The 23569-nt window shown below is 54.7% G+C and carries 20 protein-coding genes and 1 riboswitch; of the genes, 7 read left to right on the forward strand and 13 right to left on the reverse strand.

Features of this window, described 5'->3' with window-relative positions:
• Positions 1 to 341 precede the first annotated feature (341 nt).
• Together murI and btuB are read right to left on the reverse strand one after the other, a co-directional pair.
• A complete protein-coding gene (gene murI / locus WFO64_RS19680) occupies positions 342 to 1193 on the reverse strand; it encodes a glutamate racemase (protein ID WP_337013721.1) in 852 nt (283 codons plus the stop codon).
• Positions 1138 to 3012, reverse strand: coding sequence for a TonB-dependent vitamin B12 receptor BtuB (btuB, locus tag WFO64_RS19685; protein ID WP_337013722.1), 1875 nt, complete (start codon positions 3010 to 3012; stop codon positions 1138 to 1140). The genes murI and btuB overlap by 56 nt, the downstream gene beginning before the upstream one ends.
• Before the next feature lie 69 nt (positions 3013 to 3081).
• Positions 3082 to 3264, reverse strand: a riboswitch (cobalamin riboswitch).
• Between the two features lie 110 nt (positions 3265 to 3374).
• Between btuB and trmA the strand changes: the two genes are divergently transcribed.
• Positions 3375 to 4478 (forward strand): tRNA (uridine(54)-C5)-methyltransferase TrmA, encoded by a 1104-nt coding sequence (gene trmA, locus WFO64_RS19690; protein ID WP_337013723.1) that lies wholly within the window; start codon positions 3375 to 3377, stop codon positions 4476 to 4478.
• Positions 4479 to 4518: 40 nt separating this feature from the next.
• Here the strand turns inward: trmA and WFO64_RS19695 are convergent, their stop codons facing one another.
• Positions 4519 to 4872, reverse strand: coding sequence for a YijD family membrane protein (locus WFO64_RS19695; protein WP_337013724.1), 354 nt, complete (start codon positions 4870 to 4872; stop codon positions 4519 to 4521).
• Positions 4873 to 4889: 17 nt separating this feature from the next.
• Positions 4890 to 5534 (reverse strand): HTH-type transcriptional repressor FabR, encoded by a 645-nt coding sequence (gene fabR / locus WFO64_RS19700; RefSeq protein WP_337013725.1) that lies wholly within the window; start codon positions 5532 to 5534, stop codon positions 4890 to 4892.
• A gap of 192 nt (positions 5535 to 5726) precedes the next feature.
• On the opposite strand from fabR, the gene sthA reads away from it, so the two are divergent.
• Complete coding sequence (sthA, locus tag WFO64_RS19705; protein ID WP_337013726.1) at positions 5727 to 7127, forward strand: Si-specific NAD(P)(+) transhydrogenase; 1401 nt, start codon at positions 5727 to 5729, stop codon at positions 7125 to 7127.
• Here sthA and oxyR read toward each other — a convergent pair.
• Entirely contained in the window at positions 7110 to 8027 is a 918-nt protein-coding gene (gene oxyR / locus WFO64_RS19710) for a DNA-binding transcriptional regulator OxyR (protein ID WP_337013727.1), read from the reverse strand. The genes sthA and oxyR overlap by 18 nt on opposite strands.
• 125 nt (positions 8028 to 8152) lie before the next feature.
• Here oxyR and WFO64_RS19715 point away from each other — a divergent pair, with 125 nt between their 5' ends.
• Positions 8153 to 8887 (forward strand): glutathione peroxidase, encoded by a 735-nt coding sequence (locus WFO64_RS19715; protein WP_337013728.1) that lies wholly within the window; start codon positions 8153 to 8155, stop codon positions 8885 to 8887.
• Between the two features lie 118 nt (positions 8888 to 9005).
• Here WFO64_RS19715 and argH read toward each other — a convergent pair whose 3' ends face one another.
• The 4 genes from argH to argC form a co-directional block, all read right to left on the reverse strand.
• On the reverse strand, positions 9006 to 10379 hold the full coding sequence (gene argH / locus WFO64_RS19720) for an argininosuccinate lyase (RefSeq protein ID WP_337013729.1): 1374 nt from the start codon (positions 10377 to 10379) through the stop codon (positions 9006 to 9008).
• 90 nt (positions 10380 to 10469) lie between these two features.
• Positions 10470 to 11687 carry an argininosuccinate synthase gene (locus WFO64_RS19725; protein ID WP_337013730.1) on the reverse strand — a complete coding sequence of 406 codons (1218 nt, stop codon included), beginning with the start codon at positions 11685 to 11687 and terminating at the stop codon, positions 10470 to 10472.
• A gap of 24 nt (positions 11688 to 11711) precedes the next feature.
• Positions 11712 to 12488, reverse strand: coding sequence for an acetylglutamate kinase (gene argB, locus WFO64_RS19730; protein ID WP_337013731.1), 777 nt, complete (start codon positions 12486 to 12488; stop codon positions 11712 to 11714).
• Between the two features lie 14 nt (positions 12489 to 12502).
• Complete coding sequence (gene argC, locus WFO64_RS19735; protein WP_337013732.1) at positions 12503 to 13507, reverse strand: N-acetyl-gamma-glutamyl-phosphate reductase; 1005 nt, start codon at positions 13505 to 13507, stop codon at positions 12503 to 12505.
• Between the two features lie 167 nt (positions 13508 to 13674).
• Between argC and argE the strand changes: the two genes are divergently transcribed.
• Together argE and ppc are read left to right on the forward strand one after the other, a co-directional pair.
• Positions 13675 to 14823, forward strand: a complete 1149-nt coding sequence (argE, locus tag WFO64_RS19740; protein ID WP_337013733.1) for an acetylornithine deacetylase — start codon at positions 13675 to 13677, stop codon at positions 14821 to 14823.
• A gap of 352 nt (positions 14824 to 15175) precedes the next feature.
• The gene (gene ppc / locus WFO64_RS19745) at positions 15176 to 17827 is read left to right on the forward strand and encodes a phosphoenolpyruvate carboxylase (RefSeq protein ID WP_337013734.1); all 2652 of its coding nucleotides are present in this window, start codon (positions 15176 to 15178) and stop codon (positions 17825 to 17827) included.
• Between the two features lie 95 nt (positions 17828 to 17922).
• Here the strand turns inward: ppc and metF are convergent, their stop codons facing one another.
• The gene (gene metF, locus WFO64_RS19750; RefSeq protein ID WP_337013735.1) at positions 17923 to 18822 is read right to left on the reverse strand and encodes a methylenetetrahydrofolate reductase; all 900 of its coding nucleotides are present in this window, start codon (positions 18820 to 18822) and stop codon (positions 17923 to 17925) included.
• Positions 18823 to 18889: 67 nt separating this feature from the next.
• On the opposite strand from metF, the gene WFO64_RS19755 reads away from it, so the two are divergent.
• Positions 18890 to 19075, forward strand: coding sequence for a hypothetical protein (locus WFO64_RS19755; RefSeq protein WP_337013736.1), 186 nt, complete (start codon positions 18890 to 18892; stop codon positions 19073 to 19075).
• On the opposite strand, the gene WFO64_RS19760 is transcribed toward WFO64_RS19755, so the two are convergent.
• Together WFO64_RS19760 and metB are read right to left on the reverse strand one after the other, a co-directional pair.
• The gene (locus WFO64_RS19760) at positions 19043 to 21478 is read right to left on the reverse strand and encodes a bifunctional aspartate kinase/homoserine dehydrogenase II (protein WP_337013737.1); all 2436 of its coding nucleotides are present in this window, start codon (positions 21476 to 21478) and stop codon (positions 19043 to 19045) included. The genes WFO64_RS19755 and WFO64_RS19760 overlap by 33 nt on opposite strands.
• Positions 21479 to 21480: 2 nt before the next feature.
• Positions 21481 to 22641 (reverse strand): cystathionine gamma-synthase, encoded by a 1161-nt coding sequence (gene metB / locus WFO64_RS19765; protein WP_337013738.1) that lies wholly within the window; start codon positions 22639 to 22641, stop codon positions 21481 to 21483.
• Positions 22642 to 22914: 273 nt separating this feature from the next.
• Here metB and metJ point away from each other — a divergent pair, with 273 nt between their 5' ends.
• Positions 22915 to 23232, forward strand: a complete 318-nt coding sequence (gene metJ / locus WFO64_RS19770) for a met regulon transcriptional regulator MetJ (RefSeq protein ID WP_009088019.1) — start codon at positions 22915 to 22917, stop codon at positions 23230 to 23232.
• Between the two features lie 77 nt (positions 23233 to 23309).
• Here the strand turns inward: metJ and rpmE are convergent, their stop codons facing one another.
• On the reverse strand, positions 23310 to 23525 hold the full coding sequence (rpmE, locus tag WFO64_RS19775) for a 50S ribosomal protein L31 (RefSeq protein WP_003851227.1): 216 nt from the start codon (positions 23523 to 23525) through the stop codon (positions 23310 to 23312).
• Between the last annotated feature and the right edge of the window lie 44 nt (positions 23526 to 23569).

Below are 23569 nucleotides of genomic sequence, written 5' to 3' on the forward strand. Positions count from 1 at the left end.
TGAATTTCATTATGTGTTCACTCGTGAGACTTGATATTTTTTACGTCCGGAGACGCTGATATCAATCCTGCGAGTGCCCACACAGATTGTCTGATAAATTGTTAAAGAGCATGCCGCGATTTACTGCGGCGCGGGCTGCGTATATTACGCTTTCCGCGTTGTCAGTCAAGCATTTATTTTCACTTAACTCACTGGTTCGTATGATTTCGAACCTACTCAACCCGGCGCTTCGTAAGCCGTTGTGCCGTGTCAGTGGAGGCGCATTATAGGGAGTTCTCGGAGGCTGACAAGTGCTAATTTCAAATAAAATTCCGAGTGCTGGTTTTTTCAGCTAAAGGCCGCTAAAGCGCCAGTTTTTCCAGCAATGGAAAGCCATAACGCTGCAAGACGGGTGATAATTGTCCCGCTTCGCCATCCAGCTCCGTACAAAATGCGCCGTTCTGCTGCGATGATTGTACTTGAGGCGCTTCATGCTCCAGCAGCCAGGCGGTGCGTCGGGCGATTGCCGCACCAGAATCAATCAGGCGCGTCCCTTCAGGTAAAACCAGCTGTAGCTCTTCGCGCAGTAAAGGAAAGTGCGTACAACCTAAAACGACCGTGTCCGGTGGTTCAGCCATCTTCAGCCATGGCTGAACAATACGACGCACCTCATCCAGTGCAACCTCCGCACCGTGGAGCTTCGCTTCTGCCAGTTCCACCAGCTCCGCTGAGCCCAGCATCTCAATGTTGCAGGAACCGGCAAACTGTGCCACTAGCTCATGGGTATAAGGACGGCGCACCGTAGCACGCGTTGCCAGCAATCCTACCACCCCATTACGCGTCAGGCGCGCGGCCGGTTTAATCGCCGGAACCACACCCACGACAGGAAACGCAAAACGTTCACGTAGAGCGGGCAACGACACGGTGCTGGCCGTATTACAGGCGATGATGACTAACGAGAGAGGACAACGTTGGGTAATAGCCTCAACGATGGCGACCACCCGATCCACAATGAAGGTTTCGCTTTTCTCACCATAAGGGAAGCCGGCGTTATCGAAGGCGTAGAGATAATGAAGATCCGGCAACAGCTGACGGACCTCATCATAGACAGAAAGCCCACCGACGCCGGAATCAAACACCAGCACGGTGGGGCGAAAATCAGAAGTTGTAGCTGCCGCTGAGGTAATACTCTCGTCCTGGACTCTGATAGCCATACACTGTCTCGTAATCTTTATCGAACAGGTTGGCAATTCTACCACGAACCGTGAGTTGCGAAGTGACAGGATATGAGACGGCGAGATCCCACAGGCTGACGCCACCTAACTTCACACGACGGCTGGGAGAGCTGTTAAAGTCCGTATCATAACGGTCACCCAGATAATGGTAGGTGACTGACCAGTCAAACTCATACAGCGTCCAGTCGAGCTGGTATTTCACCTGCTGCTTAGCCCGGCGTACGAGCGGCTGATCGGTGCTGCCATCCCGGGCGTCGACATAATCATAAGAGAGCTGATGCGCCAGCGGCCCGGTATCAAATCCTGCAGTGGCCTCAATACCTTTAATGCGCGCCTGCTTAATGTTGTAGTACTGGAAGGTCTGTGGATCACTATCAATCAGGTTATCAATGTCATTACGGTAGCCCGAAATGCGCCAGTTCACCGGTCCGCTTAGCCCTTCAAAGCCGCCTTCCCACTGCTGACTTTTTTCCGGATCAAGGTCACGATTACCATAGATCGGGCTGTAAACCTGCGACAGATTGGGCGCTTTAAAGGCGGTGCCATAAGAAGCGAACGCGCGGTAGCCGGAGATAAACTCCCATGAGGCCGCCGTCTGCCAGGTGTTATGCCAGCCAAACTGATTGTTGTCGTCACCGCGTACCGCACCTTCAAGCGTGATGCTGCCAAACTGCTGCTGGCCGGTCAGGTAGAGACCGGCATTACGCTGCGCATAACCATCTGACAAATAGTTGGTGCCCGGCTCGGTGGTCTCTTTCTGCCAGTCGACACCCGCGCTGATCGCCCCCTGCCCCACCTGCACAGTATTACCCCACTGCAGATTGTACTGGGTGACATCATCAAAAGTAGATACCGCGCCATAACGGCCATTGCGTGGATCGTAGTTGATGTCTTTAGTACGGCCATAGCTGGCGATAAGCTGGGTAGAGTAAAAATCACGATTAAAGCGTAACCCGGTGTCCCAGGTCTGGCTGTAGAGCTGACGGGTATCCGCTACTCCGCTGATGTTGTTGCTATCGTAGCCGTATGATCCGTCGTAGGCGGTGCGGTTATCAACCCCATAGCCGCGCACAAAACCACTGAGCTCATCGCTGAACTGATGCTCAAGGTTGCCGTACAAGGTTTTGCTCATGAAGCCGTCGCGATCGGGCTGCGCCGGGCCGTAGTCATTAGGATAACCCGCCACCACATCATACCCTTTGGTATAGGTATAGTTGCCAGCCAGCGTCAGTTTTGTCGCGTCGCCCAGCCTCTGCTGGGTTGAGCCATCGTAGGATTGATAGCCGTTGGACCCCATGCCCGCCGTCAGCGTGGTGCCCGGTTGTGTGCGGCCCGTAATGATATTCACCACGCCGCCAATCGCATCAGAACCGTAGACTGCAGACCGCGCACCACGAATATATTCAATACGCTGCACCAGCGACAGGGGGATCTGGCTGAGGTCAGACGATCCAGTGATGCCCGCCTGATTCAGCCGGATGCCATCAATCAGGATCAGCACATGTCTGGACTCGGTTCCTCGGATAAACAGCGAACTCTGCTGCCCTAACCCGCCATTTTGCGCGACATCAACACCGGGCAGACGGCGCATCACATCCGTCAGACTTTTGGCCTGCCAGCGATCAATTTCATCACGGGTGACGATGGTGGTCGGTGCCAACACACCGGAAACGGGTTCAGCAAAACGATTGGCGGTTACTATTTGTGTATCATCATTCCCCTGAGCAAAACCATTTTGCGCCCAGAGAGAAATCGCCGTTGCGCTCAGAGCGAACAGCGAAACAGTTTTTTTTGTCATTTTAATCGCATCCTTAAGACGAAGCAGGATGCCGCAGGCCGACAATCGATAACACGCGATGATTGTACGAGTAGCGACGTTACACCGGCAGGTCTTCGGGCTGGGAACCATAAGTGATGATGACTTCCCATCCCACAGGACAGTGTCTGCAATGGCATTCATCACGACATTCCTTACCGCTGCGCGTCAGCTCCAGATTCACACTGGATTCCCTATTAACTCGGGCTTGAGGCCGGCGTCTGCAGTCTACGGAGTGGAGATACGGAAGTCCAGACTGCTAAACATCTTCTCGCTGCAGGGCTGGACATCAGCAAGTGAATGCCTACAATCGCCCGCTGGTAAGCTATTAATCAGGATTGCTCATGACACCCGAACATCTCCCCATTGAAGATTATGACGCACAGCTGGCGGAAAAAGTCAGTCGTTTAGAGACGATGATGACGCCGTTTGCTGCGCCCGACGTGGAGGTGTTCCGTTCGCCGGTCAGCCACTATCGGATGCGCGCCGAATTCCGTCTGTGGCACGACGGCGATGATATCTACCACATCATCTTTGATCAGCAGACACGTGAGCGGATCCGCGTTGATCAGTTCCCGGCGGCCAGCCAGCTGATCAACAAACTGATGCCAAAGATGATCGCCGCGATCCGCGATAACCGCACCCTGCGCCATAAACTCTTCCAGCTCGACTACCTGTCGACCCTGAGCAATCAGGTTGTGATTTCGCTGCTCTATCACCGCAAGCTGGATGATGAGTGGCAGCAGGCAGCAGCGGCGCTGCGTGACCAGCTGCGCGCTGAAGGACTGGATGTACAACTGATTGGCCGCGCCACCAAGACAAAAATCTGTCTGGAACGTGACTATGTGGATGAATGTCTGCCGGTAGCAGGTCGGGAGATCATCTATCGTCAGGTCGAGAACAGTTTTACCCAGCCCAATGCGGCGATGAATATTCAGATGCTGGAGTGGGCACTGGATGTGACCCAGGATTCACAGGGCGACTTGCTGGAGCTTTACTGCGGCAATGGCAACTTCTCGCTGGCGCTGGCGCGCAATTTCCGTCGCGTTCTGGCGACTGAAATTGCCAAGCCCTCTGTCGCGTCGGCGCAATACAATATTGCTGCGAACCAGATTGATAACGTGCAGATCATTCGTATGGCGGCGGAAGAGTTTACTCAGGCGATGAATGGCGTACGCAGCTTTAATCGTCTGGAAGGGATTGACCTGACCAGCTACGAGTGTGAGACGATTTTTGTCGACCCGCCGCGAAGCGGACTGGATGAAGAGACGGTGAAAATGGTGCAGGCTTATCCGCGTATCCTTTATATCTCCTGCAACCCGCAGACTCTGAGCGACAATCTGCAGACGCTGGCGGAAACGCACGACGTGACGCGGCTGGCGCTATTTGATCAGTTCCCTTATACCCACCATATGGAATGCGGCGTCCTGCTGACGCGCAAAGCGTAAACAAAAACGGGAACTCTGAGGTTCCCGTTTTCTTTTATCCCTACTGATTACGCTTACGCTTGAAACGCGTCGCAATCCAGAACACCAGCGCCACCATCAGAACGGTGGGAACGAAGTTTGAGCCAATGTCCGGGTATTCTGCCCGCACCAGCGCGCTATAAACCAGAATCCCCAGCAGGAAAAACGCGGCCGCCAGTCCTGGCATACCCTCCGGCATGTTGGTGTTGAGATAACGCTGATGCAGACACCAGGCCGCCAGGCCCAGCGCAATCAGTGGAAAAATCGAAAAGGGAACAAAGGCACTGAACAGCACAGAAAATGAGCCGTTAATCGCTAAGCCGGTTATAAAAGCCAGTGCCAGTGTACTTTTATCGCGCAAACCTGGGTGGGTCATGGACTAATCCTTACTCATTACTCTTCGGGTTTTTCCAGGGTGACCGCCAGTCGCTCTTGCTCCCGGCGGTACCAGTAATAGGCGCCTTTGGCGATCATACGCAGCTGAAGCACCAGCCGATCTTCAAGCTTGCGTCGTTGCTCAGCATCAACATCCAGTGCTTCTGCACCGGCGCTGAAGACAATGGTCACCATCGCTTCAGCCTGCGCTTCAGTAAAACTGCGCGGCATGCGATTTTCGACCTCAAGATAATCGGCCAGTTCAGCGATAAAGTGCTGAATTTCGCGCGCTACGGCGGCACGAAAAGCGGCAGAGGTGCCGGAACGTTCACGCAATAACAAGCGGAAAGCGTTGGGATTATTGCCGATGAACTCCATAAAGGTCGCCACCGATGTTTTAATGATGCTGCCGCCTTTGGCGATACGCTGCCGCGCCTGGCGCATCAGCTGTCGCAACATCAACCCGCTTTCATCCACCATGGTCAGGCCAAGTTCGTCGACATCCTTAAAATGACGATAAAACGAGGTAGGTGCGATTCCCGCTTCACGGGCAACTTCCCGCAAACTCAGACTGGCAAAACTGCGTTCGGCGCTGAGCTGACTGAAAGCAGCTTCAATCAGTGTACGTCGTGTACGTTCTTTTTGTTGCGCTCTGACGCCCATTCTCTCTGCCTTTAGCGGTGTTGAGCGGGCACTATATCAAAATTTTCAGCGTACAGATTGGCAATCTTTGTCATCACCTGTGAACCTCACTCTTTACCAAATTGTGATGAAAATCGCTGATAGAATTCAGAAGTGCGCGATGAGATGTTAGAATCTCGTTGTAAAAATGTATAAATAATAGGACGTATCGGTATGCAAAAGTCTTACGATTACGATGCCATTGTGATTGGCTCAGGGCCCGGCGGTGAAGGGGCGGCAATGGGGCTGGTAAAACAGGGAGCGCGCATCGCCGTGATCGAACGCTACCACAACATCGGCGGCGGTTGTACGCACTGGGGCACCATCCCTTCTAAAGCGCTTCGCCACGCCGTCAGTCGCATTATTGAATTCAACCAGAATCCACTCTACAGCGATCATACCCGACTGCTTCGCTCCTCTTTTGCCGACATTCTCAATCATACAGAAAACGTGATCAGCCAGCAGACAGCCATGCGTCAGGGCTTCTATGAGCGTAACCGCTGTGAACTTTATCAGGGCGATGCGCATTTTGTTGATGCCAATACTATTGAGATTGAGCAACCCGATGGCACACGTGAGACGCTGACAGCAGAGAAATTTGTTATCGCCTGTGGTTCACGGCCTTATCATCCTGACGATGTCGACTTTAACCACCCCCGCGTCTATGACTCCGATTCTATTCTCAACCTGCACCACGAACCTGGCCACGTCATTATTTATGGCGCCGGCGTGATTGGCTGTGAATATGCGTCGATTTTCCGTGGCCTCAACGTCAAAGTTGACCTGATTAACACCCGCGATCGCCTGCTGGCGTTTCTTGATCAGGAGATGTCTGACTCTCTCTCGTACCATTTCTGGAACAACGGCGTGGTGATTCGTCACAACGAAGAGTTTGAGAAAATCGAAGGGGTGGAAGATGGCGTCATTATGCATCTGAAGTCGGGCAAGAAAGTGAAAGCGGACTGCCTGCTTTACGCCAACGGCCGCACCGGTAACACGGATTCGCTGTCGCTGGAAAATGTCGGTCTGGAAGCGGATGGCCGTGGCCTGTTGAAAGTGAACAGCATGTATCAGACGGCTCAGCCGCACATTTATGCCGTCGGTGACGTGATCGGGTACCCTAGCCTGGCTTCAGCCGCCTACGATCAGGGGCGTATTGCCGCTCAGGCAATTATCAAAGGGGAAGCATCAGCGCACCTGATTGAAGATATCCCGACCGGTATTTACACCATTCCGGAAATCAGCTCCGTGGGTAAAACCGAGCAGCAGCTGACGGCCATGAAGGTGCCTTACGAAGTGGGTCGCGCGCAGTTCAAACATCTGGCGCGGGCGCAGATCGTTGGCATGAACGTTGGCAGCCTGAAAATTCTGTTCCATCGGGAAACTAAAGAGATTCTGGGGATTCACTGCTTTGGCGAACGGGCCGCCGAGATTATTCACATCGGTCAGGCGATTATGGAGCAGAAAAACGGTGGCAACACGATTGAATACTTCGTGAATACCACCTTTAACTATCCGACTATGGCCGAAGCCTATCGCGTCGCGGCGTTAAACGGCTTAAACCGCCTGTTTTAACGTGGTGTCGAGATAGTGCTGCATATGGGTTTTAATCGCCTCTGCCAGCTGTTCATAACGGCTGCGCAGAGGTGAACCCGGACGATAGACCAGCGCAATCGTACGCTGCGGCACCGGTTTGTAGCAGGTGAGATAGCAGACACCATCGCGGACACGTTCCGCAGGTATCGCCAGCGCAGGTAACAGCGTGATACCGCTGCCTGCCGCCACCATATTGCGCAGCGTTTCGAGACTGGTCGCCCGGAAATGGGTATCTTCATCGGCACCTGCCTCAAAGCAAAACCCCATCGCCTGGTCACGCAGACAGTGCCCATCTTCCAGCATCAGTAATTTTTCGCCAGCCAGATCGGACATCGGTACCCGATCGCGATCGCACCAGGGGTGATCGGCATAGACCGCCAGCTTCATCGGCTCATCGAACAGTGGGACTTCGATAAAGGCCTCGCTCTCTTTAACCAGTGCCACAATCGCGCAGTCCAGCTTACCGCTGTCTAACTGCGCCAGGAGTTGCTGCGTCTGCGCCTCGTGCAGATACATCTCCAGTTTCGGGAACGTCTGGTGAAGCATCGGGATAATCTGTGGCAATAGGTAGGGCGCGGTGGTCGGAATGAGACCGATATGCAGCGGACCTGACATCGCTTCCCCTTGCTGACTGGCCATCTCTTTCAGCACTTTCACTTCACGCAACACCGTTCGCGCCTGATCCACCAACAGCAAACCTGCCTGCGTGAACAACACTTTACGGCTGGTGCGCTCCAGCAGCATCACACCCAGCTCATCTTCCAGCTTTCGGATCTGCCCGCTTAACGTTGGCTGACTGACATGACATGCATCCGCGGCACGGCGGAAATGACGGTGTTCAGCAAGCGAAACCAGATATTCAAGATCACGAATATTCATTATTACCCTCCAACAAACCATGATAGCCCGTGGCGATAGATAGAATAGCAATAAACGGTTGGCCCTATCAAGGGTGGTCAGGAATAATAAACGCATTAAAGGGAACGGGTATGTCAGGAGAAAAAATGTTTGCAAGTCAGGAAGGTAAAGCGATCCCGCCAGTGACTTTTCACACGCGTCAGGGCGATCGCTGGGTCGACGTGACCACGGAAGCGCTGTTTAAAAACAAAACAGTGATCGTTTTTTCACTGCCGGGTGCATTTACACCGACCTGCTCCTCAAGCCATCTGCCGCGTTACAACGAATTAGCGGGCCTGTTTGCACAGCAGGGTGTGGACAATATTCTGTGCGTCTCGGTGAATGACACCTTTGTGATGAACGCCTGGAAAGCAGAACAGCGTGCAGACAATATTACCTTTATCCCTGATGGCAACGGGGAATTCACCCGTGGCATGGAGATGCTGGTTGAGAAAGCCGATCTCGGTTTTGGCCCACGTTCATGGCGCTACTCAATGCTGGTGCGTAACGGGGTGGTAGAAAAAATGTTTGTTGAACCCAATAAACCCGGCGACCCGTTTGAAGTCTCCGATGCCGACACTATGCTGCGCTATCTGGCGCCGGCGTGTAAAGCCCAGGAGTCGGTCTCCATCTTCACTAAACCTGGCTGCATCTTCTGCACCCAGGCAAAACAGATGCTGATGGATCATGGTATTCAGTACGAAGAGATTGTGCTGGGACAGGATGCGACAACCGTGAGCCTTCGAGCCGTATCAGGCCGGACGACGGTACCGCAGATATTCATGGGTGGCCGTCACATTGGCGGCAACGATGACCTGCAACAATACTTACTGTCAGCTTAAGAGAGTCTGAGTGTCAGCCGGGAGAGCTGGCGCTTTGATGATGTGCCTATAAAAATGAGTAATTCTGAAGCTAGAGGTTGGCGGGCATATAATATGCCCGCTTTTTTTTGCCTGTTGATTACGCCAGACGCTGCTTTGCATCACCGATGGCACGAGCAACCTGCTGTGGTGAAACACCGCCCCGCGCATTACGCTTGTCCAGACAGGATTGCAGCGCCAGAATCGGATAGACATCATCGCTAATTACCGTGCTGAATTGCTGCAACTGCGCCAGCGACAGCGCTTCAAGTGCCACGCCCTGCCCGATGGCGGCAACCACCACTTCCCCAACGATATGGTGTGCTTCACGGAACGGCACGCCTTTGGCGACCAGATAGTCGGCCAGTTCAGTAGAGTTTGCGTAACCCTGTTCAGCGGCCTCCTGGCAGCGCGGACGTTTAACTTGCAGGCCATCCAGCACCAGCACTGACATATGCAGACAGTCGAGCCACGTATCGAGCGCGTCAAATAGCCCCTCTTTGTCTTCCTGCATATCTTTGTTGTACGCCAGCGGCAAACCTTTCAGCGTCATCATCATGCCGGTCAGCGCACCCTGCACCCGGCCACACTTGCCGCGTATCAGCTCCAGCGCATCTGGGTTTTTCTTCTGCGGCATCAGCGATGATCCAGAGGTCACTTTATCTGACAGCTCGATAAAGCCCGCTTCGCCGGTATTAAAGAAGATCATATCTTCAGCAAAGCGCGACAGATGCACCATGCCAATAGCAGCATCAGAGAGCAGTTCCAGCACGTGGTCGCGGTCTGATACGGTATCCAGACTGTTGCGCGTAGCGGAAGCAAAGCCCAGCCAGCCAGCCAGTTGCTGGCGATCGATCTCGTAAGCTGTACCAGCCAGTGCGCCACAGCCCAGCGGGCTGACATCAAGCCGCTTCAGGGTATCCTGCAGACGACTCTCGTCACGCGCCAACATTTCAACATAGGCCAGACACCAGTGTGCAAACGTCACCGGCTGCGCACGCTGCAGATGGGTGTAGCCCGGCATCACCGCATCCTGGTTGGCTTCGGCGGTGACCACCAGCGCCTGCTGCAGATCACGTGTGGCACCCAGCAGCGCCTCAATCTGCACCTTGCACCAGAGTTTCAGGTCGGTAGCAACCTGATCGTTACGGCTACGGCCTGTGTGCAGTTTTTTGCCCAGCGCACCCACTTTGTCGATCAACTGACCTTCAACCCAGCTGTGGATATCTTCGGCGTCGCTCTGCAGAATCTGCTCAGGACTGGCGCGCACTTCGTCCAGTAGCGTATTCAGGGCCGCTTCCAGCTGCTGCTGCTCATCCTGAGTCAGGACATTGACCGTCACCAGCGCTTTGGACCAGGCAACAGAGCCAATGATGTCCTGCTCTGCCAGGCGGTAATCGAAGCGCAGCGAGTCATTAAACTGTTTAAAACGTTGATCCGCTGCCTGAGTAAACCGTCCACCCCAAAGTGCCATGTGAAAACTCCTCTGAATCGTTAAACAAGAGGCGGCATAAATGCCGCCCCTGTAGTGAAACTGTAAGGCGAGGCGCACCCCGCCTGAAAATTACTTCTTCTGCTCGTTCAGGGCGCGGATACGCGAAGAGAGCGAGAACAGACGAATAAAGCCGCCCGCATGCCGGTGATCGTACACTTCATCTTCACCGAAGGTGGCGAACTCTTCCGAGTAGAGGCTATTCGCGGAACGCTTCTGGGTAGCAGTCGCCTGGCCTTTGTAGAGCTGCAGCACCACTTCACCGTTAACCTCTTCCGCCAGCGCTTCGGCAGCAGCCTGAATCGATTTACGCAGCGGGGCGAACCAGCGACCGTCATACACCACATAGGACATTTCGTGGCCAAGCTGCTCACGCCATTTGAAGCTATCGCGATCCAGCACCAGCTGCTCAACCGCACGCAGTGCATTAACCATGATGGTGCCGCCAGGAGTTTCGTAGCAGCCACGGGATTTAATCCCTACCAGACGGTTTTCAACAATATCAATACGACCGACGCCATGTTTTGCGCCCAGCACATTGAGTTTTTCCAGACACTGGAACGGACTCAGTTTTTCGCCGTTAACCGCCACAACCCGACCTTTCTCTACGGACACAGTCACGTCTTCAGGCTGGTCAGGCGCTTCCAGCGGATCGACAGTCCAGACCCAGCAATCTTTATTCGGTGCATTGGCCGGGCTTTCCAGCACGCCACCTTCAGTAGAGATGTGCCAGGCGTTTTCATCGCGGCTATAGATTTTCTCCAGTGACGCAGTCGTCGGGATGTTGCGCTCTTTCAGGTAATCCAGCAGCGCTTCACGTGAACGCAGGTTCCATTCACGCCACGGTGCCACCACTTTCAGCTGCGGTGCCAGCGCGGTGTAGGTGGTTTCGAAACGCACCTGGTCATTCCCTTTACCGGTCGCGCCATGACACAGTGCATCCGCGCCCACTTTCAGCGCCAGTTCAACCTGCGCTTTAGCGATGATAGGACGCGCCATAGAGGTGCCCAGCAGATAGGTGCCTTCATACAGAGCGCCGGTCTGCAGCACCGGATAAACGTAGTCGCTGATGAACTCTTCACGCAGGTCAACCACGTGGCATTCAGACGCGCCGGACTGCAGGGCTTTCTTCTCCACACCTTCCAGATCGCCGCGCTCCTGACCGATATCAGCTACGAAAGCGACCACTTCACAGCCGCCGTAGTTCTCTTTCAGCCATGGAATGATGGCCGAAGTATCAAGACCACCGGAGTAAGCCAGAACGATTTTTTTGATGTTTTGCGTTTGCATTTCGTAATCCTTGAATCAGAGTCGTTAAGCGAGAATCCGGGTGCCAATCGACACACCGTTAAACAGGTCAGGCAGCCGCTCAGCGTGACGCCAGCTGGCAATATCCACCGGGCGGCCTAGCGTACGCGCCGCATCAAGCGCAGCGTGTACTTTCACAATCATGCCGTCGGTGATAATGCCCTGAGTAATCAGCTGCTCAGCTTTATCGGCGGTCATCTCTTCGATGCGCTGACCTTTGCCGTCGAGAATGCCACTGACGTCTGACAACAAAACTAAATCAGCACCCAGCGTCGAGGCCAGTGCCGTCGCAGCCTGGTCAGCGTTGACGTTCATCAGTTTACCGTCGTCAGTAATGCCGATTGAGCTCACTACCGGCATGTAGCCGGCCGCCAGCAGGGTGTTCAGCAATGCCGGATCGCCCGGCATTGCGTGACCAACGTGGCCAAGTTCTTCATCAAACGGGGCGACATTCACAATGCCCGCATCGCCGAGGCAGAGGCCTACTGCATTAATGCCCGATTTTTTTGCCCAGCCCAGCAGTGTTTTGTTTGCGGTTCCCGCCAGCGCACCGGTAATGATGTCGATCTGATCGGCTGGCGTGACACGCAGGCCATTTTTCTTCTTCACCGGCAGCGCCAGCTTTTTCATCAGTTCATCCACCAGACAACCGCCGCCGTGGACAATGATCAGCGGACGCTGATGGGCGCTACGGTAGTTCAGCAACGCTTCAAATAAGCGGGCTAGCGCTTCTTCGCTGTCTAACAGCACACCGCCCAGTTTGATAATCAATGGATTGGTCATGGTTTATTTGTCCGTTAAAGCAGTGACTGCGTTTCAGAGAAGCCGAACCGGATGTTCAGGCACTGTACCGCCTGCGATGCTGCACCTTTCAGCAGATTATCTTCGGCTGCCACGACAATCAAATGCTCACCCTGCACTTCAAAACCGATATCGCAGTAAGGCAGACCCACAACGGCTTTCAGCGCCGGTACGCCCTGCTCGTAGAGCCGCACCAATGGTTTGTTGTCATAAGCGCGATGGAAAACCGTAGCGATATCTTCGCGGCTGACCCCCGCTTTCAGGCGACAGGTAATTGTCGCCAGAATACCGCGCGGGAAACTGCCCAGATGCGGCGTGAAGATCACCGGTGTCCCGAGGTGCGCGACGATTTCCGGGTGATGACGATGATTGAACAGGCCATAAGGCTGCAGGCTCACTTCGCAGAAGCTGGTACCGACATTGGCTTTACGTCCGGCCCCGCTCACGCCGCTGGTGGCGTTGATCACCGGCCACTGCGCATCGTTTAACAGGCCGGCATCCACCAGTGGCTTCAATGCCAGCTGAGCAGCGGTTGGGTAACAACCCGGCACCGCCACCAGTTGCGCCTGCTGGATTTTCTCATGCTGATATTCCGCCAGGCCGTACACGGCTTTATCCAGCCAGTCGCCATGCTGATGGGTGAAACCATAAAAGCGGGTATAAAAATCAGCGTCATTGACGCGGAAAGCGCCTGACAGGTCGAACACCACACAACCGGCCTTAAGAAATTCCGGAGCCAGATCGTGGCTGACTTCGTGGGCCGTCGCCAGGAACACCACATCCACTTTGTCTCCCCACTCGGCGGCGCTGCTCAGCGGCTGCAGTGGTAAGTCCACGACGCCTTTCAGTTGCGGATGGAGATCGGACAGGCGCTTGCCAGCATCAGGGCTTTGCGCCGAAACCGCCAAAGCGGTTATGTTGATATGTGGATGGCGATTCAGAAAGGTGGCAAGCTCTACACCAGCATAACCACTGGCACCCACGATCAGCGTATTCAACATCAGGCTGTAACCCTTTTTACAGTCGCACGTTCCGGGTCGCGGCCTTGCCCCGTTACCCACCCTGTCATCTGCAGTGATTTAAGGTTCCCTTGCAGAGGACGTTAATGTATTTTTATTCACTATTAATGCATGAATATGGATACATCCTAACCCAAGGACCGCCAACAGTGAAGACAAAATTACCGCCTTTTATTGAACTGTACCGCCAGTTAATCGCCACACCGTCGATTAGCGCAACCGATGCCGCACTGGATCAGAGTAATGAAACTTTAATCAATTTGCTGGCCGGCTGGTTCCGCGACCTCGGCTTTAGCGTTGAAGTGCAGCCAGTGCCCGGCACCCGCAATAAATTTAATATGCTGGCGCGTAGCGGTACTGGTGCGGGCGGCCTGCTGTTGGCCGGTCATACCGATACCGTTCCCTTTGATGATGGCCGCTGGACGCGCGATCCCTTTACCCTGACCGAGCACGACAACAAGCTCTATGGCTTGGGTACGGCAGACATGAAAGGCTTCTTCGCCTTTATTCTTGATACGCTGCGCGATGTGGATGTCAGCATGCTGAGTAAGCCGCTCTATATTCTCGCTACAGCTGATGAAGAGACTACGATGGCTGGAGCCAAATATTTCGCTGAATCGACAACACTGCGTCCCGACTGCGCCATCATCGGTGAACCGACCTCGCTTAAACCGGTGCGCGCGCACAAAGGTCATCTGTCGAATGTGATCCGTATTGAAGGGAAATCGGGCCATTCCAGCGATCCGGCGCGAGGCGTCAATGCCATTGAACTGATGCATGAGTCGATCACCCATCTGATGCAACTGCGCAATACGCTGCAGGAGCGTTATCACCATGACGGCTTTGCCATTCCCTACCCCACCATGAATTTCGGCCATATTCATGGCGGAGACGCCGCTAACCGTATCTGCGCCTGCTGTGAACTGCATATGGATATCCGTCCGTTGCCGGGCCTGTCGCTGGTCGATCTCGATGGGCTACTGAATGAGGCGCTGGCCCCGGTCAGTGCACGCTGGCCAGGTCGTGTAACGGTGGCCGAACTGCATCCTCCGATTCCTGGCTATGAGTGCCCGGCCAACCATAAACTGGTCAGTGTGGTAGAGAAATTGCTTGGTACACCAACCGAGGTGGTCAACTACTGCACTGAAGCGCCCTTTATTCAGCAGCTCTGCCCGACGCTGGTACTGGGTCCGGGTTCGATTAATCAGGCACATCAGCCAGATGAATTTATTGATACTGCATTTATTAAGCCTACGCAGGCGCTTATCACTCAGGTTGTGCAGCATTTTTGTCACTGATTAACAGTAAATGGGGCATTTCACTGCATTAACAGTAAAATGCCCCCTCATTCTGTGGGATTTAACAATAAGAATAACTTATCCCACTTCCTTCCCGATAAATTCTACGAATTTCCGTTAGTTAGCTACATCTTCAGCGCACTTTAACGCATTTGACGAACGCAACTTTACGTGGCTAGATAAAAGACGATGTTATGCCCATCGGGTGATTATCCTGAGCGTTTCAGAATGCGGACAGGCAGCAACGAAGTCGGTTCCCTATAGATTATCGGGAACACAATGTTGCTGATTTTCTGCTGCCTTAAAGGGCGGGTGTAGAAGTTTTCCAAGACGATAAGGGTGTCAGGGTCCAATGAACGAACAATATTCCGCAATGAGAAGTAATGTCAGTATGCTCGGCAAACTGCTCGGGGATACGATTAAGGATACACTTGGAGAGAACATCCTCGACCAGGTTGAAACCATCCGTAAGCTCTCCAAGTCATCCCGTGCAGGAAATGACACTCATCGTAAAGAACTGCTTAATACGCTGCAGAACCTCTCCAACGAGGAGCTCTTACCGGTTGCACGCGCTTTTAGCCAGTTTCTGAACCTCACTAACGTGGCTGAGCAGTATCAGACCATCTCGCAGAGTGGCGAGGGTGCGAACCATCCTGAACTGCTGAAAAAGACTTTTGATACCCTGAAGCAGCAGAAAGATATCAGCGAAAGCGACATCCTTGCGGCCATTGAGTCGCTGTCACTGGAGCTGGTGCTGACTGCGCACCCGACCGAAATCACCCGCCGTACGCTGATTCACAAGCTGGTCGAGGTTAACAGCTGCCTGAAACAGCTCGATCACAGCGACGTTTCCGACTACGAACGTAATCAGATTATGCGCCGTCTGCGTCAGCTGGTCGCACAAGCATGGCACACCGATGAGATCCGCAAATATCGTCCGACCCCTATCGACGAAGCCAAATGGGGCTTTGCGGTGGTGGAAAACAGCCTGTGGGAAGGCGTGCCCGCCTTCCTGCGTGAGCTGAACGAGCAGGTCGAAGAGGCATTCGGCATCAAGTTGCCAGTCGATTTCGTGCCGGTTCAGTTCACTTCATGGATGGGGGGCGACCGCGACGGTAATCCTAACGTTACGGCGGCGATTACCCGCCATGTTATGCAACTGAGTCGCTGGAAAGCCACTGACCTGTTCCTGCGCGATATCGGCGTATTGATCTCCGAGCTGTCGATGTCCGAATGCACTGAAGAGATTCGCGAGCTCAGCGGCGACCCGGAAGCGCTTGAACCCTATCGTGTGATCCTGAAACGTCTGCGCAGCCAGTTAATGACTACCCAGTCATTCCTGGAACATCGCCTGAAAGGTGAACGTCTGCCGCGTCCGGCCGATCTGCTGGTCTCCAACGATCAGCTGTGGGATCCGCTGTTTGCCATCTATCAGTCACTGCAAAAGTGCGGCATGGGCATTATCGCCAACGGTCAGTTGCTCGATACGCTGCGCCGCGTGAAATGCTTCGGTGTGCCGCTGGTACGTATCGATCTGCGTCAGGAGAGTACCCGTCACACTGAAGCGATCGCTGAGGTGACCCGCTATCTGGGTCTTGGCGATTATGAAAGCTGGTCCGAGGCGGACAAGCAGGCCTTCCTGATCCGTGAACTGAACTCCAAGCGCCCGCTGCTGCCTCGCAGCTGGGAACCCAGCGATGAAACGCGTGAAGTGCTGGAGACCTGTCGCGTCGCGGCTGAAGCGCCACAGGGTTCTATCGCCGCCTATGTTATCTCCATGGCGAAAACGCCTTCTGACGTGCTGGCCGTGCATCTTCTGCTGAAAGAAGCAGGTATCGGCTACGCCATGCCGGTCGCACCGCTATTCGAAACACTTGATGACCTTAACAACGCTAATGACGTGATGAGCCAGCTGCTGAGTATCGACTGGTATCGTGGCTTTATTCAGGGCAAACAGATGGTGATGATTGGCTATTCTGACTCGGCGAAAGATGCCGGTGTGATGGCCGCCAGCTGGGCGCAATATCAGGCGCAGGATGCCCTGATTAAAACCTGTGAGAAGGCCGGTATTTCACTGACGCTGTTTCACGGACGCGGTGGCAGCATAGGCCGTGGCGGCGCCCCCGCCCATGCCGCACTGCTGTCACAACCGCCCGGCAGCCTGCGCGGCGGTTTGCGCGTGACCGAACAGGGGGAGATGATACGCTTTAAGTATGGCTTACCTGCTGTAACCATCGCCAGTCTGTCGCTCTATACCGGTGCGATTCTGGAAGCAAACCTGATGCCGCCGCCGGAGCCAAAACGCGAATGGCGCGACATCATGGATCAGCTCTCTACTGACTCCTGTGCGATGTATCGCGGTTATGTGCGTGAAAATGCTGACTTCGTGCCTTATTTCCGCTCGGCGACGCCGGAGCAGGAACTGGGTAAATTACCGCTCGGCTCACGTCCGGCAAAGCGCCGCCCCACCGGCGGCGTGGAGTCGTTGCGTGCCATTCCGTGGATTTTCGCCTGGACGCAAAACCGTCTGATGCTGCCCGCCTGGCTGGGTGCCGGGGCTGCCCTGCAGCAGGCGATGATGGCGGGTCATCAGGATCAGCTGGAAGCGATGTGCCGCGACTGGCCATTCTTCTCCACCCGTCTGGGTATGCTGGAGATGGTGTTCTCAAAAGCGGACCTGTGGCTGGCGGAATATTACGATCAGCGCCTGGTCGACAAATCACTCTGGTCGCTGGGCAAGCAGTTGCGCGATCAGCTTGATGCGGATATCAAAGCGGTACTCACCATTGCCAACGACTCACACCTGATGGCTGACCAGCCGTGGATTGCCGAGTCGATTGCGCTGCGTAACGTCTATACTGACCCGCTCAACGTACTTCAGGCGGAACTGCTGCATCGTTCACGCGAGCAGGAAGCACGTGGCGATGAACCGGATGCCCGCGTTGAACAGGCACTGATGGTCACCATTGCAGGTGTGGCGGCAGGCATGCGTAACACCGGTTAACTGTGGTCAGGCGCTGACAATCGTCAGCGGCGCCAGCCAGCAAAAACAAAAAAGTCGGGCCTCTCCCGACTTTTTTATTGGCTGAAGCGGAGGCGTTAAGCCGCTGCTGCTGCAGGACGCACCCCTAAGGTATGGCAGATCGCGTAACTCATTTCGGCACGGTTCAGCGTGTAAAAATGGAAATCTTTCACCCCTTCGCGTGACAGGATTTTCACCATATCCATCGCAATATTAGCCCCCACCATTTTGCGTGTTTCCGGGTCATCATCCAGACCAGCAAACATCGCGCTCATCCAGCCCGGCACGCGAACATGGGTTAAAGTAGCAAAGCGTTGCAGCTGTTTGAAGTTAGAGACCGGCAGAATGCCCGGCACAATTTCCACGTCAATGCCGGTCGCGACACAGCGATCGCGGAAACGCAGATAGCTTTCAACATCGAAGAAAAACTGGGTAATGGCCCGATTTGCGCCTGCATCAACTTTTCGCCTCAGATTAATCAGATCGGCCTGAGCGCTTTTTGCTTCAGGATGCACTTCCGGATAAGCGGCGACGGAAATATCAAACTCTCCGACCTCTTTCAGCAGCGAAACCAGATCGCTGCCGTACATGTCTGGCTTACCGCTGCCTGGAGGCAGATCGCCACGTAGCGCCACAATGTGACGGATGCCGTTGTTCCAGTAATCCTGAGCGATGGTGCGCAGTTCTTCCCGCGTAGCATCGACACAGGTTAGGTGGGGTGCAGCCTCCAGGCCGGTACGATCTTTAATACCTTTGATAATGCTGTGGGTGCGATCACGTTCGCCGGAGTTCGCGCCGTAGGTAACAGAAACGAATTTCGGTTTCAGACTGCTCAGGCGATCGATTGAGGTCCACAGGGTCTCTTCCATTTCGCTGGTACGAGGTGGGAAGAACTCAAATGAAACGTTTATTTGCCCGTTCAGTTCAGCCAGGCTCTGGTTTAGCGCTTCGCGCTGATTGGCATGAAAGAAACTCATCCTGCATCCTCATCGATTAATAATCGGCCTGCGAACATCTACACGTTTAGACGTCCAGATGTTCAAAGTGACGCAATCTGAGTGTGCCGTCAACGCAAAAAAGGTCAACGGCCGTGATCATTTTTCAATCAACATGAAGGCGTTTCAACAGGGCAGAGATAACGCATTGAAAACAGGCGCCGAAGCGCCTGAGGATGAGGATGAGGATGAGGATGAGGAATTACAGCAGTTGCGCGAGGCGATTAATATCTGACTGGATAGCGCCTGCGGTGACATCCCGGCCCGCGCCCGGCCCGCGGATCACTAGCGGGTTGTCGCGGTACCAGCGACTCTCAATCGCAAAGACATTGTCGCAGGGCAGCAGCGAGGCCAAAGGATGTTCCGGACGCACCGCCTCAACGCCTACGCGCGCCTTGCCATTGGCATCAAAACGGGCAACGTAACGCAGCACCAGGTCCATCTCCTGCGCCGCTTCCAGCCGCTGCAGCATCTGCTCATTGAGTTCTTCGCCATTTTCAAAGAAGTGGTCAACTGATCCCTGCTGACAGTTATTGGGCACCAGCGATTCAACCCGCACCTGATCCGGCTCAATGTTGTAGCCTGCCTCCCGCGCAAGGATCACCAGTTTGCGCATCACATCCTGACCCGAGAGATCGGCACGCGGATCGGGCTCGGTTAAACCCTGCTGCCACGCCTGATCTACCAGCTCGGTAAAAGGCACCGTGCCATCAAACTGCAGGAACAGCCACGATAACGTTCCGGAGAAGATCCCGCTGATCGCCAGAATGGTATCACCGCTGTCACGCAGATCGCGCACCGTGTAGTTGATTGGCAGACCTGCGCCAACGGTGGCGTTATAGAGCCAGTGACGCCCGGTTTTGGTGAAAGCATCGCGAATCTGCCGCCAGGTCTGACTGTCAGACGCACCCGCGACCTTATTGGCGCTGATAACGTGAAAACCGTGGCTGGCGAAGTCGAGATATTGCTGCGCCAGCGGTGTGCTGGCAGTGACATCCAGTACGACCAGGTCATCAAACGGGTGAGCACGCATCCACAGGAACAGTGACTCTTCATCACGTTCTACCGCTTCATCATCAAAGAAGGCGAGTGCACGGCTGGCATCCAGTCCTTCATAGCTCAGCAGGCTGCGACTGCTGTCCGCAACGCCCGCCAGCACAAATTCAAAGCCGGTACGCGCTGACAGCGTATCCTGATCGCGGGCAAACAGTTCCAGCCAGCGTGAGCCGATATTACCTTTGCCAAACAGCATCAGACCGATACGCTTTTCGGCCCGGAACAGCGACTGATGCAGTCCCTGAATCAGATGCTGAGTCGGGCCGAAACGTAGCACCGCGACCACGCTGATGTGCTCTTCTGACTGCCAGATGAACTCAATTGGCTGATCCTTTAACTGCTGCCAGAAGCGATGGGTATGCAACGGATTGCGGGTAACACCAGCGCCAACCAGTGCCACCAGCGCCAGACCGTCGCGTAGCTGCAGATGGCCCGGTAAACCGGCATCCTGTAGCAGTGTAAAGGCGCTGTTGACCACTTCGGAGGTGTAGCAAAGCTGCAACAATTGACGGTCAGGATGGACGCCAAACGCCAGCGGGCGCAGCTGCGCCCGCTTCAGCAGCAGGTCTATCTCTTTGTGCAGAATGGCGAAGTCATGCTGCTCTGGCAGCTGAATCTCAATCAGGCAAATATCATCATGGCTGGTCACGATACGCGCGCCGGTACCGGAGGCCAGCACGCGCTCAATGCGCGTTGAGCCCTGCTCCGGCTGATAACTGCAGCGCAGTTGCAGGTCGATATCGCTGCCTGAAACCGGCTGTAGCGTACGGGTGTGCAGCACCGGTGCAGCCAGGCGCGCCAGCTCACTGGCTTCATCCAGCCTTAACAGCGGCAGCAGACAGGCGTCAGAGACTTTGCGGGGATCGGCGCTGTAAACGCCCGCCACATCGCTCCAGATGGTCACACGTCCAACACCCGCCAGTGCGCCAATCTGGGTAGCGGAATAGTCGGAGCCGTTGCGGCCAAGCAAAACGGTTTCACCGGCGTTGTTACGGCTGATAAATCCGGTCACCACGATGCGCTTATGTGGATGCTGCGCCAGCAAAGTCTGCAGCAGGGGCCAGGATTTACCCTCATCCACCTGCGGTTGAGCAGCACGTTCAGCCCGCAGAAACTCACGCGCATCCAGCCAGCAGGCTTGCATATCACGCTGACTCAGTACCGCAGACATCAGGCGTGCCGACCAGACTTCACCGTGCCCGACCACTTCGGCATAGACCGCATCGGTTATCGGCGCATCCAGCAGTGCGGCCAGCTTTTCCAGATCGCGAATAAACGCGGTGATTAAAGGTTCCGCCATGTCAGCAGGCAGCAGCGCACTGATCAGTTCGCTCTGGTAGCGCCGTAAGGTCTGTTGCACCTGGTGCGCAGAAAGCCGATCGTTCTGGCTTAACTTCAGCCAGCTAATCAGCTGATTGGTGGTTGAACCTGCGGCAGAGACCACCATCAGGTCGCCCGGCTGGCTGTAGTCCGCCATAATGCTGGCAACGCGCTGATAGCAGCGCGCATCGGCCAGACTACTGCCGCCAAACTTATGCAACTGCCTGATGTTCGGCGTTCCCGCGCCTGCTGAAATCGTCATGCTTAACCCTCAGCTGCGACCCGGAATGCATTATCCAGATCGGCAATTAAATCTTCGTGATCTTCAATGCCGACAGAAACCCGTAGCAGCGTATCGGAAATGCCTGCTGCCGCGCGTGCTTCTGCCGACATCCCCGCGTGCGTCATGGTGGCGGTATGGGAGATCAGACTCTCTACTCCACCCAGCGATTCCGCCAGCGTAAATAGCCGCAACGCTTTCAGGAAGCGGCGCAGCAGCGCCTCATCACCGTCGACCTCGAAACTCAGCATGGCGCCAAAGCCGCGCTGCTGACGTACTGCATGTTCGTGTCCGGCGTTTTCCGGCAGCGAAGGATGATACAACTTTTTCACCCGCTTCTGCTGCTTCAGATACGCCACAATCGCGAGTGCGTTACGTTGCGCGGCCGCAATGCGCGGCGAAAGCGTACGAATTCCGCGCAGCAGCAGATAACTGTCAAACGCCGCGCCAGTCACACCAATGTTATTCGCCCACCAGGCCAGGTCGGTGGCCAGTTGCGGATCTTTGGCAATCACTGCGCCCGCCACCACATCAGAGTGGCCGTTGAGGTATTTGGTACAGGAGTGGATCACCAGATCTGCACCCAGCGCCAAAGGATTCTGCAACGCCGGACTCATAAAGGTGTTGTCCACCACGCTAATGGCACCCGCAGCGCGCGCAGCGGCGCAAATCGCACGGATATCCACCACACGCAGCAGCGGATTGCTGGGGCTTTCAATCAGCACCAGTTTGGGTTTTTCATCCAGTGCTGCCTGCAACGACACCGGGTCGCCCTGATCGACAAATTTCACCCGATAAGCGCCGCGCTTGCTCAGGCTGTCAAACAGCCGATAACTGCCGCCATAACAGTCGTGTGGTGCAACCAGCAGATCGCCAGGCTTCAGGAACACTGTTGTGACCAGGTGAATCGCTGACATCCCGGTATTGGTTAATACCGCACCCGCTCCACCTTCCAGTTCCGCCAGCGTGCGCTGTACGACATCACGAGTGGGGTTACCTCGACGGGAATAGTCATGCGCACGAGGCTCATTGAAATCCAGGAAGTTATAGGTCGTCGAGAGGTGGATTGGCGGGACAACGCAGCCATACTGCTCGTCATCATTCAAACCGCTGCGCACTGCGATGGTTGCCGGTTTATGCGTCATGAGCGAATTGTTCCTGAAGAGTGAATAAAATGTAGTCCACAGGATATCACCCCCTAATTAGACGTCAATACATCTGGACATCTAAATGTCTTTGCGTATAGATTGAGCAAAAACGCAATAACCGCTAAAATTATGCGTCATCGCCTGGCGTTCCCCTCTGTCATGCAGAGGCAATGAGCGAAGAAAACCCGCCTTATCAGGGGCCAGGCAGGAAAAAATCAGGCATAATCCGCTGATTTCCTCACATTTAACGTTTATTAATTAAGGTAACCCATGGCTGAATGGAACGGCGAATATATCAGCCCGTACGCTGAGCACGGTAAGAAGAGCGAGCAGGTCAAGAAGATTACAGTATCTATCCCATTGAGCGTGCTGAAGATTTTAACGGATGAGCGTACCCGTCGGCAGGTGAACAACCTGCGTCACGCCACCAACAGCGAACTGCTTTGCGAAGCCTTTTTACATGCTTTTACGGGTCAGCCGCTGCCGGATGACGTTGACCTGCGCAAAGAGCGCAGTGATGAGATTCCGGAAGAAGCAAAAGCAATCATGCGCCAGATGGGTGTTGATCCCGATACCTGGGAGTATTAATGCCCCAGCCATAAAAAAACCCAGCCGAAGCTGGGTTTTTTTGCCGCCGAACCCGCAGGTTCAGGTGCCTTTTAATCTTATTTTTTAGCGCCTGGCACGCTGAAACGCTTGTTAAAGCGGTCAACACGGCCACCTGTTGCCACTTCACGCTGCTTACCGGTATAGAACGGGTGACATTTGCCACAAACGTCCAGGTTCAGTTCGTGAGTCAGTGTTGAACGGGTGTGGATCTCGTTGCCGCAGGTACATTTGATAGTAACTGCTTCGTATTTCGGGTGAATACCTTGTTTCATGGGAAACCTCATAGAAGGCCGTGTCGCTCTCCGTGCCAGGCATT

The organism is Pantoea sp. AS142, assembly GCF_037152305.1.
In the GTDB taxonomy this organism is placed as follows: Bacteria; Pseudomonadota; Gammaproteobacteria; order Enterobacterales; family Enterobacteriaceae; genus Pantoea.

Excerpts from the sequence above, each read along its gene's own strand:
- murI (WP_337013721.1), bottom strand. The coding sequence starts at position 1,193 with ATGGCTATCAGAGTCCAGGACGAGAGTATTACCTCAGCGGCAGCTACA.
- btuB (WP_337013722.1), bottom strand. The coding sequence starts at position 3,012 with ATGACAAAAAAAACTGTTTCGCTGTTCGCTCTGAGCGCAACGGCGATT.
- trmA (WP_337013723.1), top strand. The coding sequence starts at position 3,375 with ATGACACCCGAACATCTCCCCATTGAAGATTATGACGCACAGCTGGCG.
- WFO64_RS19695 (WP_337013724.1), bottom strand. The coding sequence starts at position 4,872 with ATGACCCACCCAGGTTTGCGCGATAAAAGTACACTGGCACTGGCTTTT.
- fabR (WP_337013725.1), bottom strand. The coding sequence starts at position 5,534 with ATGGGCGTCAGAGCGCAACAAAAAGAACGTACACGACGTACACTGATT.
- sthA (WP_337013726.1), top strand. The coding sequence starts at position 5,727 with ATGCAAAAGTCTTACGATTACGATGCCATTGTGATTGGCTCAGGGCCC.
- oxyR (WP_337013727.1), bottom strand. The coding sequence starts at position 8,027 with ATGAATATTCGTGATCTTGAATATCTGGTTTCGCTTGCTGAACACCGT.
- WFO64_RS19715 (WP_337013728.1), top strand. The coding sequence starts at position 8,153 with ATGTTTGCAAGTCAGGAAGGTAAAGCGATCCCGCCAGTGACTTTTCAC.
- argH (WP_337013729.1), bottom strand. The coding sequence starts at position 10,379 with ATGGCACTTTGGGGTGGACGGTTTACTCAGGCAGCGGATCAACGTTTT.
- WFO64_RS19725 (WP_337013730.1), bottom strand. The coding sequence starts at position 11,687 with ATGCAAACGCAAAACATCAAAAAAATCGTTCTGGCTTACTCCGGTGGT.
- argB (WP_337013731.1), bottom strand. The coding sequence starts at position 12,488 with ATGACCAATCCATTGATTATCAAACTGGGCGGTGTGCTGTTAGACAGC.
- argC (WP_337013732.1), bottom strand. The coding sequence starts at position 13,507 with ATGTTGAATACGCTGATCGTGGGTGCCAGTGGTTATGCTGGTGTAGAG.
- ppc (WP_337013734.1), top strand. The coding sequence starts at position 15,176 with ATGAACGAACAATATTCCGCAATGAGAAGTAATGTCAGTATGCTCGGC.
- metF (WP_337013735.1), bottom strand. The coding sequence starts at position 18,822 with ATGAGTTTCTTTCATGCCAATCAGCGCGAAGCGCTAAACCAGAGCCTG.
- WFO64_RS19760 (WP_337013737.1), bottom strand. The coding sequence starts at position 21,478 with ATGACGATTTCAGCAGGCGCGGGAACGCCGAACATCAGGCAGTTGCAT.
- metB (WP_337013738.1), bottom strand. The coding sequence starts at position 22,641 with ATGACGCATAAACCGGCAACCATCGCAGTGCGCAGCGGTTTGAATGAT.
- metJ (WP_009088019.1), top strand. The coding sequence starts at position 22,915 with ATGGCTGAATGGAACGGCGAATATATCAGCCCGTACGCTGAGCACGGT.
- rpmE (WP_003851227.1), bottom strand. The coding sequence starts at position 23,525 with ATGAAACAAGGTATTCACCCGAAATACGAAGCAGTTACTATCAAATGT.